At 66.0% G+C, this 15,749-nt stretch carries 16 protein-coding genes; 11 read left to right on the top strand and 5 right to left on the bottom strand.

Going from position 1 to position 15,749, the window contains the following annotated elements:
* Positions 1 to 5: 5 nt before the first annotated feature.
* The gene (locus ACX5I6_RS14095; RefSeq protein WP_461840871.1) at positions 6 to 1,991 is read right to left on the bottom strand and encodes a heavy metal translocating P-type ATPase; all 1,986 of its coding nucleotides are present in this window, start codon (positions 1,989 to 1,991) and stop codon (positions 6 to 8) included.
* A 170-nt stretch (positions 1,992 to 2,161) separates the two neighbouring features.
* Between ACX5I6_RS14095 and ACX5I6_RS14090 the strand changes: the two genes are divergently transcribed.
* Complete coding sequence (locus tag ACX5I6_RS14090) at positions 2,162 to 2,632, top strand: GyrI-like domain-containing protein (RefSeq protein WP_461840870.1); 471 nt, start codon at positions 2,162 to 2,164, stop codon at positions 2,630 to 2,632.
* A gap of 20 nt (positions 2,633 to 2,652) precedes the next feature.
* Here ACX5I6_RS14090 and ACX5I6_RS14085 read toward each other — a convergent pair whose 3' ends face one another.
* Positions 2,653 to 3,012 (bottom strand): hypothetical protein, encoded by a 360-nt coding sequence (locus ACX5I6_RS14085; protein ID WP_461840869.1) that lies wholly within the window; start codon positions 3,010 to 3,012, stop codon positions 2,653 to 2,655.
* 168 nt (positions 3,013 to 3,180) lie between these two features.
* Here ACX5I6_RS14085 and ACX5I6_RS14080 point away from each other — a divergent pair, with 168 nt between their 5' ends.
* The gene (locus tag ACX5I6_RS14080; protein WP_461840868.1) at positions 3,181 to 3,960 is read left to right on the top strand and encodes a DUF4386 family protein; all 780 of its coding nucleotides are present in this window, start codon (positions 3,181 to 3,183) and stop codon (positions 3,958 to 3,960) included.
* Positions 3,961 to 4,179: 219 nt separating this feature from the next.
* Here the strand turns inward: ACX5I6_RS14080 and ACX5I6_RS14075 are convergent, their stop codons facing one another.
* Positions 4,180 to 5,637, bottom strand: a complete 1,458-nt coding sequence (locus ACX5I6_RS14075; protein ID WP_461840867.1) for a DUF5129 domain-containing protein — start codon at positions 5,635 to 5,637, stop codon at positions 4,180 to 4,182.
* A gap of 28 nt (positions 5,638 to 5,665) precedes the next feature.
* Here ACX5I6_RS14075 and ACX5I6_RS14070 point away from each other — a divergent pair, with 28 nt between their 5' ends.
* From ACX5I6_RS14070 to ACX5I6_RS14055, 4 genes are read left to right on the top strand one after another with little or no spacing between them, the layout of a single operon-like run.
* Positions 5,666 to 5,857 (top strand): hypothetical protein, encoded by a 192-nt coding sequence (locus tag ACX5I6_RS14070; RefSeq protein ID WP_461840866.1) that lies wholly within the window; start codon positions 5,666 to 5,668, stop codon positions 5,855 to 5,857.
* On the top strand, positions 5,854 to 6,048 hold the full coding sequence (locus tag ACX5I6_RS14065) for a hypothetical protein (RefSeq protein ID WP_461840865.1): 195 nt from the start codon (positions 5,854 to 5,856) through the stop codon (positions 6,046 to 6,048). Before ACX5I6_RS14070 ends, ACX5I6_RS14065 begins: the two co-directional genes overlap by 4 nt.
* 50 nt (positions 6,049 to 6,098) lie before the next feature.
* Positions 6,099 to 6,965 (top strand): HNH endonuclease, encoded by an 867-nt coding sequence (locus ACX5I6_RS14060; protein ID WP_461840864.1) that lies wholly within the window; start codon positions 6,099 to 6,101, stop codon positions 6,963 to 6,965.
* Positions 6,966 to 6,995: 30 nt separating this feature from the next.
* Complete coding sequence (locus tag ACX5I6_RS14055; RefSeq protein WP_461841722.1) at positions 6,996 to 7,946, top strand: alpha/beta fold hydrolase; 951 nt, start codon at positions 6,996 to 6,998, stop codon at positions 7,944 to 7,946.
* A gap of 35 nt (positions 7,947 to 7,981) precedes the next feature.
* Here the strand turns inward: ACX5I6_RS14055 and ACX5I6_RS14050 are convergent, their stop codons facing one another.
* On the bottom strand, positions 7,982 to 8,794 hold the full coding sequence (locus ACX5I6_RS14050) for an IclR family transcriptional regulator (protein ID WP_461840863.1): 813 nt from the start codon (positions 8,792 to 8,794) through the stop codon (positions 7,982 to 7,984).
* Positions 8,795 to 8,834: 40 nt separating this feature from the next.
* Positions 8,835 to 9,668: an NAD-dependent epimerase/dehydratase family protein gene (locus ACX5I6_RS14045; RefSeq protein WP_461840862.1), complete on the bottom strand. Its 834-nt coding sequence runs from the start codon at positions 9,666 to 9,668 to the stop codon at positions 8,835 to 8,837.
* A gap of 101 nt (positions 9,669 to 9,769) precedes the next feature.
* Between ACX5I6_RS14045 and ACX5I6_RS14040 the strand changes: the two genes are divergently transcribed.
* From ACX5I6_RS14040 to ACX5I6_RS14020, 5 genes are read left to right on the top strand one after another with little or no spacing between them, the layout of a single operon-like run.
* Entirely contained in the window at positions 9,770 to 11,095 is a 1,326-nt protein-coding gene (locus tag ACX5I6_RS14040; RefSeq protein WP_461840861.1) for an ABC transporter substrate-binding protein, read from the top strand.
* On the top strand, positions 11,092 to 12,042 hold the full coding sequence (locus tag ACX5I6_RS14035) for a carbohydrate ABC transporter permease (RefSeq protein ID WP_461840860.1): 951 nt from the start codon (positions 11,092 to 11,094) through the stop codon (positions 12,040 to 12,042). The genes ACX5I6_RS14040 and ACX5I6_RS14035 overlap by 4 nt, the downstream gene beginning before the upstream one ends.
* Positions 12,039 to 12,950 carry a carbohydrate ABC transporter permease gene (locus ACX5I6_RS14030; protein ID WP_285246235.1) on the top strand — a complete coding sequence of 304 codons (912 nt, stop codon included), beginning with the start codon at positions 12,039 to 12,041 and terminating at the stop codon, positions 12,948 to 12,950. Before ACX5I6_RS14035 ends, ACX5I6_RS14030 begins: the two co-directional genes overlap by 4 nt.
* Before the next feature lie 46 nt (positions 12,951 to 12,996).
* Positions 12,997 to 14,286, top strand: a complete 1,290-nt coding sequence (locus tag ACX5I6_RS14025) for a glucarate dehydratase family protein (RefSeq protein WP_461840859.1) — start codon at positions 12,997 to 12,999, stop codon at positions 14,284 to 14,286.
* Positions 14,280 to 15,464 carry a hypothetical protein gene (locus tag ACX5I6_RS14020; protein WP_461840858.1) on the top strand — a complete coding sequence of 395 codons (1,185 nt, stop codon included), beginning with the start codon at positions 14,280 to 14,282 and terminating at the stop codon, positions 15,462 to 15,464. The genes ACX5I6_RS14025 and ACX5I6_RS14020 overlap by 7 nt, the downstream gene beginning before the upstream one ends.
* Positions 15,465 to 15,749 lie beyond the last annotated feature (285 nt).

Raw genomic sequence — 15,749 nt, 5'->3', positions numbered from 1 at the left:
GAAAGTCATGCTGGCGGGCGGACAGCACCGGCGGCAGGAGAACGGAGCCTGGGCCCTGCCATCCGACTCGGGTCGCCGCCGTGGAGGGCGCGCAGGCCGTTCAGGATGGTGGCCAGGTCCACCAACTCCTGCAAGAGCGCGCCCGCGACGGCGGGAATGTATCCGGTCATGGCGATGGCCATCAAGACCAGGCTGAGCCCTATGCCGGTCCAGATGCTGACCAGGGCCACAGCCACCGTCCGTTTGCCGATGGCGACGGCCTGGGCAACCTTGGACAGGTCATCGAGCATGATCACCACGTCCGCCGATTCGCTGGCGGCGGTTGCGCCTTTTGCGCCCATGGCTATTCCTACCTCGGCAGCGGCCAGGACCGGCGCGTCGTTGACGCCGTCGCCCACCATGATGACCGGACGTTCCCGGATGGCGGCCACGGTGTTGACTTTGTCCTCCGGCAGGCATTCCGCCTGCACGCGGCCGATTCCCGCTTCTTCGGCAATGTGCGCCGCGGTAGCCTGGGCGTCCCCGGTCAGCAGCATGGTGTTGCGAACTCCAAGGGAGTTCAACTGTGCGAGGGTATCCACGGCGTTGCGTCGCAACGGATCCTGCATGACCAGCGCACCGGCGTACTCGCCGTCCACGGCCACGTGTATGGCCAGCTGGCCGCTGTGGACCGGTGTTTCACGGAACCCGGTCGAGACACTGCTGACCAGAGCTGCTTTGCCCACCACCACGCGCCGGCCGCCGCAGACAGCTTCCACGCCGTGGGTGGCGGTTTCGGCCGCGTGCTGTACCGGCAGGAGGACCAGGTTGGCCAACTGCGCCGCCTCGATCACCGAGCCTGCCAGGACGTGCGAGGAATATTGTTCAGCCGAGGCAGCAAGCTGCAGGATCCGTTGGCTGCCCAGGGACCCGCCCTTGCCCGGCGCCACCCGGACCTCGTCAAGGACCGGACGCCCGGAGGTGAGGGTTCCGGTCTTGTCGAAAACCGCTGTCTGTGCCTTCGCAAGTTGCTCGAGCGTCCGGGTGTTCTTGATGATGATGCCCTTGTGCGCGGCCTGGCTGGTACCGGCCAGGAAGGCCACCGGCGCCGCAATCAGCAGCGGGCAGGGCGTGGCCACCACCAGGACCTGTGCAAAGCGGAGCGCTTCACCCGACAGGACCCACGCCGTGCCGGCCATGGCCAGGGCCAGGAGAGTGAAGGGGACGGCGTACCTGTCAGCGAGCCGCACCACGGGGGCCCGGCTGTTTGATGCCTCCTCCACCAGGGCGATGATGCGGCTGTACTGGGAGTCGGCCGCGGTGGCCGATGCCCGCATGCGGATGGCTGCCACACCGTTCACCGAGCCGCTGAGCAGCACCTGCCCCCTTGCGTGCTCCACGGGAAGGCTCTCGCCCGTCAGTGACGATTCGTCCAGGCTGGCCGTTTCGGACAGCAGCGTGCCGTCCACCGGCACCAGCTCGGAGGGGCGGACCATCAGCACATCCCCCGGCACCACCTCGCCGATCGGGATATCTGCGAGCACCGCGCCGGCGCCCTCGCGGTGCGCGAAGCGGGGTGCCCGGTCCAGCAACGCCCGCAGTTCCCGGGCGGCACGTCCCTGGGCGAAGTTCTCGAGCGCCTCCCCGCCGGTCAACATGAGGATGACCACCAAGGCAGCCACGTATTCGCCTACTGCCACGGTGCTGGCGATGGCCATCAATGCCAGGAGGTCGATCCCCCAACGCCCCTCCCGCAGGGCCCGGACCATACCGGCGGAACGCAGCACCACGATCGCAGCGGCGTAGGCGGAAGCGAGAATGCGGACCGGCAGTTCCAGGCCGGACTGCAGCAGCACCAGCGTGGCCACCAGCACCAGGCATGTCAGCGCGACGACGGGGTACCGCCTGGTGAAACGCCATGCCTTCTCCACGGGTGACTTTGCCGGAATGTCGATGTCGCGCCCGTCGAGGCGCCCGTCCGATGCCGTGGGCGGGGTGGCCTGCTTCCTCATGCAGGACGCTTCAAAGCGGTGTGCCGGTGGTGATCACGCATAGAGCTGAAAGTACCGGGCCGCCACTGCGCGGGCTAGGGCATTTGGACCCGGCACCTGGCTCGTCGCTCCCTGTGGCGGTGTGACCTTTGGCCCTGTCACGCCGCCGGCCTCGCGGCAATGCTGGTGGCATGAACGGAAATGGGCAGGAACCGCACAGGATCCACGTTACCGAGCAGGCTGTGGCAGTGGTCCGCGAACGCGTCCCGATGGACGCACTGACAGGCTTTTTTGGCCGGGCCTTCGGTGCCGTGATGGCGGCTGTCCAGATGCAGGGCGCCAGCCCGGCAGGGCCGCCGTTCGCGCTGTACCACGGGATGCCCGGCGAATCGGTCGACGTCGAAGCGGGTTTTCCCATCGCCGGACACTTTCACGGGACAGGCGGGGTGGCCAGCGGGACGCTTCCCGACACCGATGCGTATGAGGCCATTCACAGCGGCCCGTATGACACGCTGGGCACCACCTACGATGCCATCCGACAGCGCATGGAGGACGACGGCGCCACCCCGGGCGAGATGGTGTGGGAATACTACCTGAGCGATCCGGAGAAGCAGCCGGATCCGGCCACGTGGCAGACCAAGGTGGTTTGGCCTGTCGCCTAAGGCAGGGCAGACGCCGTCGATCAACTTTTGGCACGGCTGAAGGTCAGGTCCCAAGGCTGCGGGCCGCGGGCCGCTAATTGCCACCCGTCACGGGCTATGTCCCGGCACAGTTGGCGGAGGCTGGCCTGCAGGCCCGGGGCCCACTGTTCCTCGGGAGGTGTCCGGTTCAGCGGGGGCGCGGGGAACGTGTCGCTGACGTAGAGCCGACGGCCGTCGTCGGCCTTGCCTACGAACCGGAACTGAGTGCTCCCATACTGTGAGCTGAGTGTGTAGAGGATGCGGGCCCACCACTTGCGGGATGCAGCGTCCTCCAGCTCCACCTGGAGCTGTTCGGTATTGGCGGGGTTCTCGCCCATGTCGTCCTCATTCGTGCCGGCCATCGGTCTTCCGCCCAGTCGGGCCTGCAGTCTTGCAAGGACCGGCGCCACAGAACAGGGCACTTGGTACCTCTTTGGGTGAATAAACGGAACCGCCTCACGGCCAGGCCAAATGGCACTGTCTTCGCCGATGCCCGAATGGCAGAGTCCAGGCATGGAGAAGCACCCGACATGACAGTCCGGCAGCCACGCGCGTGGCATAGTCCTGAAACCCGCGGCGCAGTGGAGGCCCGCGGCCGTAGTTGGCACCGCTTCTACCTCCTTGCGGGCGCGTCGTCGATCTTGTTTGTGCTCCTGCTCATAGTGGCCCTGGTGCTCGATTTCCTGGCACCTCCGCCGGTCCACGGCGGAGCCGCCACCCTTGAGTTCATCGCAGCCAACAAGGCCAACTACGTGGCGGAGCAAATTCTGTGGATCCTGCCAAATATCCTGCCGGTGCTTGTCTTTGCTGCCCTCTTTGTGGCCCTGTCGGTCTTCGACAGGAGCCTGGCACTCGTGGCCCTGATATTCGGCGCCCTGCCGTGGGCGCTGCTTCTGGCAGTGCCTGTCACCAGCAGGGGTTCCCTGAACCTGGTCTACCTCAGTGACCGGTTCGTGGCCGCCGGATCGGACGACGAACGCAGGGCCTATTCGATTGCCGCCGAGGCGATCATCGCCGAGAACAACACGCCCGCCGTCGCCGGTGTCCTGTCCGCCTTCGGAATCTTCCTGATGGGACTTGCCATGCTCAAGGGAACGGCAGTGTTCCCGCCGTACCTGCCGTGGCTCGGTATTGCCACGGGCGCCCTGGGCGTGGCCAGCGAGATTCTCCGCCACGCCGTGCCGGGCTTTTACTGGGGTTATGGAGTCTTGCTGTGGGCCTGGTTCATCGGCGCCGGGATCGCACTGATCCGGCTGCCGGTCCGTGCTGCCCGGCGGCAGGAACCGGCCAACCGGGACTTTGGGCCCTAAACGCCGGGCCGGGACCTCTGGGATGGTGGTCGGGGCCGGAACACCAACGCTGGGGTTGTGCATGCGCGCCGGATGGACCTGACAACGGCCAACCCAGCCTCGGCCGAGGCAGGAATCCCTGAGGAGCAAAAGCACACACCCTTTACACCATCCGGCGAGGGATCGGCCGGCTTGGTTCGCTCGGCGTCGCGTAGGGCCTCCCGGACACCGCCCCCGGAACTAGAAGCTTGAAGAACTGCCCGACCCGGAAAAGCTCCCGCCGGTGCTGCCGTACCCGGTGGTGCCGCCACCACCCCTGGCCGAGTTGACACTGCCGATGCCGCTGGTGAATCCGGAGTTGAAGGTGGCGACGGAAAAGAACTGGTATGTGGGATAGCACGTGCCAAGGATGCTCGGCTCGTACCTGCGCTGCCCGCGGCGGGTGGGCCCTTCCTGGGCGGCGTCCATTTTCTCCCGCATCAAACGTGCCTCGTCCGCGTTCCTGGCGAACTTCTGGATGACCGTTTCGGCGTGCTGCTCCAACAGCTCCGATAGCCGGGACCGGGCGTCATAGAGCCGGTCCAGCGCCTCCTCCGGCGTGATTGCCCCGTCCGCCAGGTCCGCCGTCCAGCGCTCGATCTCCCGCAGGCTTTCGTCCCGGAAGGACCGCAGGGCAGCAGCGCTGGCGGACTCACCCTGCCCGTGACGCTTTGCCAGGAGTTGCTCCAGCCCGGCCAGGTCCGTGCGGAACGGTGCAAGCTGCCGGTCCCAGGCGGTGGGCCAGGTGGCCGCCCGGTTCAGCAGGGCGTTGCTGTCCGCGATGACGTCATCCAAGGCATCCAGCTGGGCTGCGTTATCGGCGAATTCGCGGGCAAGGTTGAGGCTCTTCCGCCGGCTCAGCGCTCGCCGCGGGAGCGCGTGCACCTGGTTGGACAACTCCGTGGTGGCTGCGTACCGGCTCAGGAAAGTGCGGTGCTTCTCCAGGACCTGGCTGCCATAGCGCGACGATTCGGGGATGGTGCCCGCGTTCAGCTCCGTGACCTCCAGGTCCATGCTGACGTTGGCGTAGCTGAGGTCCCCCCGATCGATCTGCCTGCGGCACCTGGCCCGTGTCACGCCGCGGACGGTAAGCCATGCGGCTGCGCCCAGCGCCGCCAGCCCGCCGGTTACCCACACCGTGATCAGGAACCCGGCAGAGCGGTACCAGGGCTGGTTGATGAGCTCGGCTGCCCGGCGGATGCCGGCCACGGTGCCGTCGGTCCACTGGGCGTCGCGGAAGAGTTCCTTCGATGCGTCCTGAATGTCGCCGCGCTGCTCCAAGGACACTTTCCTGTCCTCACCCATGTAGGTGCCCACATGGCGGCCCACAGGATCAAGCGCGAAAATGAACAACCCGTCCGCCCATTTCTGCCCATCGGCACTGATCCATTCCGGGTGCCGGGACCGGGCAAACGCGAGGACCGTTTCGTTGAGGTTGTCCGCCGCGGTTCCGTTGTAGGTGAAGATTGCGACACGGGTGGGTTCGTAGAACTGGATACTTTCGACGGCGGGGACCAGTGTGTTCCGGTCCAGCACCCCTGCGGTGTCCTCCACAACGACGGCCACGGGCGCACTCGCGGCGCCCGCAGCCGGCACCGCCACGAGGAGGACACCCAGCGCAAGCGCGATCACACCAATCCGGTTGGCCAGAGCACTCATGTCCCTCTCCTCACTGCGTGGAATCAGGATGGAACCATGGCCAAGCCGGACAAAGGGCCAAAAGTCCCGCCGGTGGAAGAGTGCCTCCGGGGAAGAGGACGGGGTGGACGCTGAGGCGGACACGGACTCATGGGAGAAGACGGCCGGCGTGGACGGCCACGCCATCGTGGGCGAGAATGAAACGAAGGATGAAGAAACTGCGGACGAGGTTGGACCATGAGCGCGACGTCACCTGAGCACCGTTATGTCCACCCGGCACGGAAAACCGCCGCCCCCTCGGCCACGAAGAAGGCAACCCCCGCCGGGCACCGGGTCCAGGTCGCAGCGGCCCGGCTGCGGGTCACGCTCGATGAACGGCTGGGGCGCGAAACACCCGCCAAGACCAAGGCGCTGGCCAAGGAACCGATCTAAATCCCGCTGCACGGTGGGGGCCGGCTTCGCGCACCAAGACGAGGTGAACGGTGGCTGCTGTAATACTGGCCATGGACGCCGACGCACTGCACCGCCGGGACTACCGTGCCGCCGTCGAACAGGTCGTGGAGTCCGGCAGGTTCGTGGACCGGTGGAAACTTGATTCCCGGCCGGAAGCAGTCCCGGGAACGGAAGCCTGGTTGCTGCTGCGCGGCAGCACGCAGGGCAATGGCCTGATCGGCCACGGGCTGGTGGTGTCCGAGCCGTACCAGGTCCCGGCTAGCGGGGAGGCCGCTGAAACCGACTGGTTTATCACGGTGGCCTTTGACTCGCTGCTGCCCGTGGGTGAACAGACCGGGCCCGAAATCATTGAGTCCGCATTTCCGGGCGGTTTCCTTGCCGGTGCGTCCGCCCAGTCCTTGGTGGCAGTACCGCCGGAATCAGAGCCAGCCCTTCGCAGGCTGTGGCGTGGCGAGGGTCCTGCGACGACGGAGCCCGGTGAACTCCCCGGCGGAACCTTTCACCCGTCTGCCGTCCGCCACGTCCAAGTGAACCGTTACGAGCGGGACCCGGATGCGCGCAGGTTGTGTTTGGCGTTCCACGGCACGTCCTGCGCGGCCTGCGGCTTTTCCTTTGAAGCCACGTACGGTGTGGCCGGTGCCGCCATGGTTGCCGTGCACCACCTGGTTCCGGCAGAGATGCTGGGGAACGGCTATCAGCTTGACCCCGTGGCCGATCTCGTCCCGTTGTGCCGGAACTGCCACGCGGTCGCGCACGGCGAGAACCCGCCCCGAACGGTTGCCGAACTGCGCACCATGGCCACCGCCGCCGGCCATGTGGCGGGTCACGTGGTCAGCATGGCCCAACTCCAAGCGCAGGCCGATGCGCGCCGGATCCTCGAAGGCGGCCCGGCGTAGGGTTTACCGGACTATGTTGGGACCATGGCAATGCCTGGCCGGAGCGGGGACAGGGAAGACCCCGGGGTCTTGGGTCGTGCCCGGATGGACGCCGCCGCACTGCTGGATGCGGGGCTCGGCGACGTCGACTGGGCGGTCCCGCCGCCAGGCTCGGTGGGCTTCACCATCGACGTGCCAAGCGGCCAGCTTGCCGAAGTCGCGTTGGGCGATCCGGATGACCCCTGCGTCGTGCTGGTCCCCGGCGCCACAGGCTCGAAAGAGGATTTTTCCCTGATGATGCCTGACCTCGCCGCGGCAGGCTACTTTGTTCTGGCCTACGACCTTGCAGGCCAGTACCAGTCAGCCGGGGCCGGCCCGGAGAACCTGGCTCCGCCACGCAACCATTACGACTACCGGCTGTTCGTGGATGACTTTGTGGCCGTCCTGGAAACGATGGCAACGCCGGTCCATGTGGTTGGGTACTCGTTCGCGGCCATCATCGCCCAATTCGCCTTTGTGGAGCGGCCCGGGCTCTTCCGGTCCCTGACACTGCTGGCCTGCCCGCCTGAGCCGGGACAGGGCTTCAAGGGAGTGGGCAGGATCGGCCGGTTCAGCACGTGGGTGAACGGCCGGGCAGGGGCCGCCCTGCTGATCTGGGGCATCCGCAGTGGCCGGGTGGCGAGGGTCCCGCGGGGCAGGCAGCGGTTCGTGAACTACCGGTTCCGTTTCACCCGTCGGGCCTCAATCCGGGACATCTACACCCTCATGCAGCATGTTCCGGACGTCCGGCAGGAGTTGGCCCGGGCATCCGTGCCCAAGTTCGTAGCGGTCGGCGACCACGACCTGTGGCCGCTGACCCTGCACCGGCAGTTTGCCCAGGCCATCAGGGCACGGATCGGGGTATACCGGGGTGGCCACAGCCCCTGCGAAACATCACCCCACGAGTTCAGCCGGGATTTGCTGGCCCTGTACGCCGGGTCCGGAGAATCTGCTGCCTCCTGAGGCCGGTGGTTCGGCAGCCACGCCTTGGGGAAGCCCTATCGGATGCCCGCGGCGCGCAAAGTTCGGGCCAGTTCGCCGGCCGCTGAGTGCAGGGTCTCGACGGTCTTTTCGATGACGTCATCAGTGGCAAGCTCGATCGGCATGGAGCAGCTCATGGCGTCCGTGCCGGGGATGCGGTACGGGACCACCACACTGACACAGCACAGCCCAACCGTATTCTGTTCCCACTCCACGGCGTGCCCGGTTTTCCGGAATTTGGCCAGCTCTGCCTGCAGCGCCCCAAAGTCGGGCACCGTGTTGGGGGTCAGCGGGGCGTAAGGTCCCGGGCCAAGCCGTTGCTTCACTTCCTCGTCGGTGTATTCGGACAGGATGGCCTTTCCCAGCGCAGTCACCTGGGCCGGCAGCTTGCGGCCCACCCGGGAGGAAAGCCTGCGGCGGTCCACAGCCTGCCGGGTGGCCAGGTAAATAACGTCGGAACGGTCCAGGCGGGCGTAGTGGGTGGTGAAGGTGGTCGCGTTGCGGACTTTTTCCAGGATGCCGGAGACGTGTTCCATCACAGGATCACGGTCAAGGTAGGCGGTGCCGCACAGGAGTGCATGCGTGCCGATCCGGTAGGCGCCCTCCGGAGTCTGCTCGATCCAGTTGAGCTCAAGCAATGTCAGCAGCAGCCAGTGCAGGCTGGAGCGCGGATAGCCCGTCAGTTTGAAGATCTCGGCGGTGGTCAGCGGCTGTGGGGCCGCAGCGACCAGTTCGAGGATCGCGATGGTCCGCTCGGCGGACTTCACCAGTTTCACGTCGCCGCCCGGCGCCTCCCCGCGCGGACTCTCCTGTACCTCGAGTGATGCCATCAGTACTCCCCCTGTCGCCACAGTCCCGGCTCGCCGCAGCTCATTTGGCGGCCAGGTGCGGGTAGTTGTCTATTCCCACCTTATGGTCACTGCCCGCCCAGGCACCGCCAAGGAGTGCAGCCCATTCATCGGGAGTCGTGGTGTCAACGTCGCCGGCGAAGTCCTCTGCGTTGTCCTGCGGCTCAAAGCCGATGGCACGGCCGGCTTCCAGGCTGGCCCACCCCCGGCTGTTGGCGGATACCGCCCACACCACGTGGTGGCCGGGCGCGCCCGCATCGCTGAGTGCCGCCTCGACCAGGCGGAAGGAATCCGCCGGAGAGAGCCACGAACCAAGGGTCCGCAGGTTTTCCGGCCGCTCACCGCCGGTGCCGATCCGCGCACTGACCACCTTCATGCCGAACTTGTCGGCGTACAGGCTGCCCAGCGCCTCCACGGCGGCTTTGCTGACACCGTAGTAGGTGTCCGGGCGCGGCGCCAGGACAGCGTCCGCAGCCGCCGCGTGCGTGGGATGGAATCCCACAGCGTGTGTGGAGCTGGCCAGGAGGACGCGGTCGACGCCGTTGCGACGGGCCGCTTCAAGCGTCACCTGGGTGCCGGTGATGTTGGTGGACACAATTTCCTCCCACGTTTTCTCGCGGTGCAGGCCGCCCCAATGCACGACCCCGGAGACGCCGGCGAGGGCGGCGTTCATGAAGTCGGGGTCCGTTACCGATCCCACATGTACCGACTCGTTTGAACGGGGTTCGGGGGCCTCTGCCAGGTCCAGCAGCCGGACGGCGTAGCCGGCGTCTGCCAGGTAAGGCCGCAGCAGCGTGGCCATCATTCCCGCCCCTCCGGTGACGGCAACAGTGATGGGCTTCGATGGTGCGGCCAAGATTTCCTCCAGTGGTTGACAGCCTGTGACCATGATCATACTCTCGTGAAGTACGTTTCACATAGTAACAGTCATTTATATATGTAAAAAGGAGAATCAGAGTGGATTCGAAATTCAAGTCCCGCTCCCGGGCAGCGCTGGCGCTGTCCATCGCTTCGGCTGCCTTGCTGACCGGCTGCGGCAGCGGATCCTCGGCACCGGCGGCAAAGGATGATGGTCAACCCATCGAGGTGTGGGCGCGAGCCGGAACCGATGCCGCCACCACATACTCCGCACTGTTCAAGGAGTTCACCGCCAAGACTGGTGTGCAGGTCAACTTCCAGGGTGTCCCGGACCTGGACCAGCAACTCCAGACCAGGGCGGCGTCCAAAAAACTGCCCGACATCGTCATCAACGACTCAGCTGCCCTGGGCAATTACACATCGCAGGGCTACCTGCAGAAAATTGACAAGTCCTCTGTCGCCGGGAACGACACGATCCCGGACTCCCTGTGGAAGGAAACGCAAGGCCTGGACGGCTCCACGTACGGCGTTCCGTTCTCCCGCCAGACCATGGTGACAATGATCCGAAAAGACTGGCGTGAAAAACTGGGCCTGCCTATTCCCAAGACGCAGGAGGACCTGGCCAAGCTCGCTGCCGCTTTCGCCACGCAGGACCCGGACGGGAACGGCCAGGCCGACACCTATGGCATGACTGTTCCCGGCTCCACGGAGCGCGGGTACTTCGGCTGGTGGGCCTCCTCCTACCTCTGGCAGGACGGCGGGGCCTACCTCAAGGACGACGGCAACGGGAAGTATTCAGCCTCCGCCTCCGACGCCAAGGAGGGGGTCACCTGGATCAAGCAGCAGTTCTGCACTCCGGGCAACACCCAGCCGGGCGCCCTCACCGCGGCCACCAGCGCTGCGACCCCATTTTTCCAGACCGGTAAGACAGGCATCATCCTGACCGGCCCCTACAACTTCTCCTCATTCGATGCCTCTCTCGGCAAGGACAAGTACGAGGTCATCGAGACCCCCAAGGGCAGCAAGGACAACACCGTCCTGGCAGAAGGCGAAAACATCTACGTCACTGCCACCAATGGCAAGAAGGACCAGACCAAGCAGGTCATCGACTACCTCGTCTCGGCAGAGGGGCAGAAGGCGGGCATGACGGCCGGCAAGCAGCCGATCGTCCGTGTTCCGGTGAATTCGGGCGTCGACGCCGCCGCCGTCTACAACGATCCGCGCTGGGCCGTGGTCCAGGATGCGTTGAAGAACTCTTCGAAGGCCTTCCCGTCCGCCATCAACTTCGTCCCGATCAAGCAGGCCGCCGCGGAAGCACTGAACAAGATCGCCTCCGACTGCGCTGCAGACAACGTGTCGTCCGGCCTCAAGGACCTTGACACCGCCATCAACAACGAACTGACAAGCCAGAACGCGAAGTCATGACCACAGCCCCAACCAAACCAGCACGGTCGCTGACCGGAAGTCCGGACACGGGCAAGGTGCCGGTGCGCAGGAAGCGCAGCAACGGCAAGCAAATCCTGGCCATCTGGCTCTTCCTGGTGCCGGCGGCCGTGCTGGGCCTCTATTTCAAGTTCATTCCCATGGTCGAAGGCATCCGGCTGAGCTTCTTCAAGGTCCAGCCGTTCCTGGGGGACGTGTTTGTCGGCATGGACAACTACATCAGCGTCCTGACGGACGCCCGGTTCATGGAAGCCCTGGGCCACACCGTGGTACTCGGCGTGACCCAGACGCTGGGCGCGCTGGTGGTCGGGTTCGCTCTGGCTCTTCTCCTTGAAGGCCAGGCCCGGTCGCTGTGGATCCTGCGCACCACCATCTTCCTCCCCGTTGTGACGGCCCTGGCCGTCGTAGGCGAGATCTGGCGGATCCTGTACTTCCCCACCGCCGACGGACCGCTGAACAACATCCTGGGCTGGCTGGGACTCGGTCCGCTGCAGTTCCTCAACGGTACGGACACGGCACTGTGGTCCATCGCCGTCGTCGGCATCTGGAGCGGCGCACCCTACAACATGGTGATCATCCTCGCCGGACTCACCGGCGTGGACCGCTCCCTCTACGAATCGGCGGGGGTGGACGGAGCCAGCATCTGGCAGCGTCTGCGGTACATCACCTTGCCCGCACTGCGCCCGTCGCTGGTGATTGTCCTGACCCTTGCCGCCATCCGGAGCCTTCGCAGTTTCACCGAGGTCTACGTACTCACCGGCGGCGGTCCCGCCGGGTCCACCGAAGTCTGGATGACGCGCATGTACTCGCTCGGATTCCAACGCAATGACATCGGGGTCGCGTCCGCGGCCGCCGTCCTCCTGCTGGTGGTTACCCTGCTGCTCACCGTAGGGACCCAGCTTGTTGGCAAAAGGAAGGCCGCACGATGACCCATACCGTTTCCCGCCCCAAGGCGCGCACAGCCAAGCCTTCTGCCGGCGCACGCTTCGATACCGCCCTGGGCTGGTCTCCCCGGCTGGGACCGAACATGGTCCTCCGCGTCCTGCTCTGCGTGCTGGTCTTCTGCATCTTTGCGCTACCCTTCGTAGCGATCATTTCCGGTGCCTTTGACCGGAATTCCAGCCCCACGGACATATCGTTGCTGCCCAAGAACTTCACGCTGCGGAATTTTGAGGCCGCCACGCAGCAGGGGCTGTGGGGTTACCTGCTGAACTCCCTGGTAGTGGCCGGTGGCGGACTCCTGCTGCAGATGACGGTTTCGGTGTTCGCCGCCTACAGCCTGAGCCGGAAGAAGTTCCGGGGACAGGCCCTGGTGCTGCTCCTGGTCCTGATGACCATGATGCTCCCGGAAGAGATCATCGGCATCCCGCTGTCCCTGGTCCTTGGCGATTTGCCGCTGCTGGGGATCAGCCTGCGCGGTTCCGTCCTCGCGGTCATCCTCCCGGTAGGCATCTGGGGTTTCTCCATCTTCATCATGAGCGAATTCATGAAGGAGATCCCGGGCGAGATCGAGGAAGCCGCCCGGCTGGACGGAGTGGGCGAATTCCGGATGCTGTTCACCATCATCCTGCCGCTCTGCAAACCCGCCCTCGGCGTCATCGGAATCTTCGGCTTCATGATGGTCTGGGACCAGTACCTGCTGCCCCTCATCGCCGCCAATGATCCCAGCGACTACACCCTGACCGTCGCCCTCTCGGTACTGCGCAATGACACCACGGTGGGACCCGGCGTGCTGCTGGCCGGCGCCCTGATGGCCATGATTCCCAGCCTCCTGGTGTACCTCTTCCTGCAACGCTCCATGATCCGCGGCATCACTTCCGGCGCCACCAAGGGGTAGGGCATACCGCTCGCTCCCCCGCCGCCCATTCCACGAAAGAAACCTTATGAAAACCAGCACCACCCTCCACGCAGCGTCCACACCCACAGCGGCGGACCTCATCATCACGGACATCACCATCACGCCCATTGCGTTCTCAGACCCGCCGCTGCTGAACGCCGTCGGAGTGCACGAACCCCTCGTCCACCGGGTGGTCATTGAGGTCCGGACAGCCAACGGCCTGCTGGGGCTGGGCGAATGCGCCGGCGGCCGCAGCCGGTTGGACAACCTTGCGGTAGGAGCCAACGCCATCAAGGGCGTGAATGTCTTCGAGACCACCCGGATGGAACAGCTGATCAACCAGGCCCTCGACCCCGCCCTGTCCGCGTTCGAACGCGCGGCCGTCTTTTCCGCTTTCGAGGTTGCCGCGCTGGACATCCAGGGACATGCAACCGGCCGGACTGTCAGCGAACTGCTGGGCGGCACGGTGCGCAACGAAGTTCCCTTCAGCGCCTACCTCTTCTACAAGTGGAAGGAACATCCGGCCATGGACGGCAAGCCTGCCATCGGCGACGAGTGGGGCGAGGCGCTGGACCCTGCGGGAATCGTCAGGCAGGCACAAAAGATGATTTCCGAATACGGGTTCAAGTCCATCAAGCTCAAGGGCGGAGTCTTTCCGCCGGCGGAGGAAATCGAGGCCATCCGAGCCCTGCGCGAAGCATTCCCGGACATGCCGCTGCGGCTCGACCCCAACACCGCGTGGACAGTGGAAACGTCCCGGTGGGTTGCCCGGGAAACCGAGGGTTTGCTGGAGTACCTGGAGGATCCGACGCCGGGCCTGGAGGGAATGGGCCAGGTGGCCGCCGCGGCCACCATGCCCCTGGCCACCAACATGTGCGTCGTTGCTTTCGAGCACATCAAGCGGAGTGTCGAGCTGGACTCGGTCCAGGTCATCCTCGGCGACCACCACTACTGGGGGGGCCTGCGCCACACCCGGGAAGCTGGAGCCATTTGCGAGACGTTCGGAATAGGATTGTCCATGCACTCCAACTCCCACCTGGGCATCAGCCTCGCCGCCATGGTGCACGTGGCCGCGGCCACCCCGGCCCTGACCTACGCCTGTGACACCCACTATCCCTGGAACGGGCACAACGATGTGGTCAAGCCCGGCGCCCTGCACTTCGAGGACGGCAGCGTCCGGGTTCCCACAGGCACGGGATTGGGCGTGGAACTGGACCGGGACAAACTGGCCGAACTGCACCAGCAGTACCTGGACGCCCGGATGACGGCCCGGGATGACACCGGCTACATGCAGCGCTTCGTACCTGGGTTCACGGCGGACCTCCCCCGGTGGTAGGGACGCGGGGGCCGCGGGCCACCGGCTACCTCTATCCCTGGGACGTGCTGGGTGACCCCGACGCCGTTCACTGGATCAAGGCCAGTGGCGTGGATCGCGTGGCACTTGCCGCCGCCTACCATTCGGTGCGGGCCGGCACGCCAAGGCACCCCGGCCGCCGCGTGGTGGACGCCCAATCCGCGGCACTCTATGTTCCCGCCACCGATGCGTTCGCAGGCAACCCCCTGGTCCCCGGCAGTGCGCGCGAATGGACGGGGACGGAGAACGCGTTCGGTGAAGCCGCTTCGGTACTCCGGGCCGCGAACATCCCGGTGGACGCATGGACGGTCCTGACCCACTCAAGCGCAGCCGGGGGGAACAACCCCGGCATGTGCGTGCGCAACGCCTTCGGCGAGGTCTACAGCTACGCGTTGTGCCCCTCACACCCGGAGGTCCGCGGATACGCAGCCGGCATGGTGGCCCAGGTCCTGGCGCACGGGCAGCCCGACGGCCTCATCCTGGAGGCGGTGGGTCCGCTGGGATTCAGCCACCAGAACCGGCACGAAAAGACAGAGGGGGCGGAGTACTCACCATGGGTGCAGGCTCTGTTGTCGCTGTGTTTCTGCGAGGCATGCAAGGCGTCCTATGAGGCGCGCGGCCTGCCTGCTGCCGTGGAGCAGGACCGGGTGCGGGCAGCCATTATGGAATCAGACGATCCCCGGCTGACCCCAGCCACAGCGGCCGATGCGCAGGACTTCCTCCCACTGCTGGAGATCAGGTGGGACGCCGCAGCAGCGCTTCTTGATCAGTGCCTGGCAGCCGTTGACGCCTCCGGCTCCAGTCTCCGCATCTCCCTGCACGCCTCGCCGGATCCCTGGAACACAGGACCGTTCCTGCCGGCGGAGGCCCTGCGCAGGAGCCGGCTGCGGAGGCAGCGTGGTGACCTGACCGCCGTCGTGCCTTGCTGGGGCAGCCCGGACGACGGGGCGCTGACGGTCAAAGCCATGTCAGCCGACGGTGTGCGCACAGGTGCGTACGTCCTGGCGTTGCCGCCAAAGGCGCCCGACGGCGGCGGGTTGGCCGGCGAGTGGGGCGCACTTCATGCCGCTGGCGCCGACGAGCTGCACGTCTATCATCTGGGACTTGCCTCGACCAGGCGGCTTTCGGCGATTTCGCAGGCACTCGAAAGCCTCCGCTGACGGCCTGGTCCAGGACGGGCCCCGGCGCGCTGCCGCCCTGGTGTCCGCCGCCGCGGTCCGAATCTTGAGCCAAATTTGCGGGGAACGTGGGCGGCCATTGGGGTTTCAGTCCTACCGTTAAAGCCAAGGTCCTGCCGGCAAGGCAGGACCTTGGCACCAGGGACAGGACCGGCGGCCAGAGCATCCACGAGACCATGGGTGCCGCCCCCAAAACGCCGCCGGTCCAGCCCCGCCTTGTCCGCCGGTGTTGGTTGCGTTCACCGGTGTCCGCGCCCACCATGGAAG

The sequence above is a fragment of the Arthrobacter sp. MMS24-T111 genome, assembly GCF_054888995.1.
The sequence above is the reverse complement of the archived record's forward strand: the minus strand, read 5'-3'. Positions and strand labels throughout refer to the sequence as shown.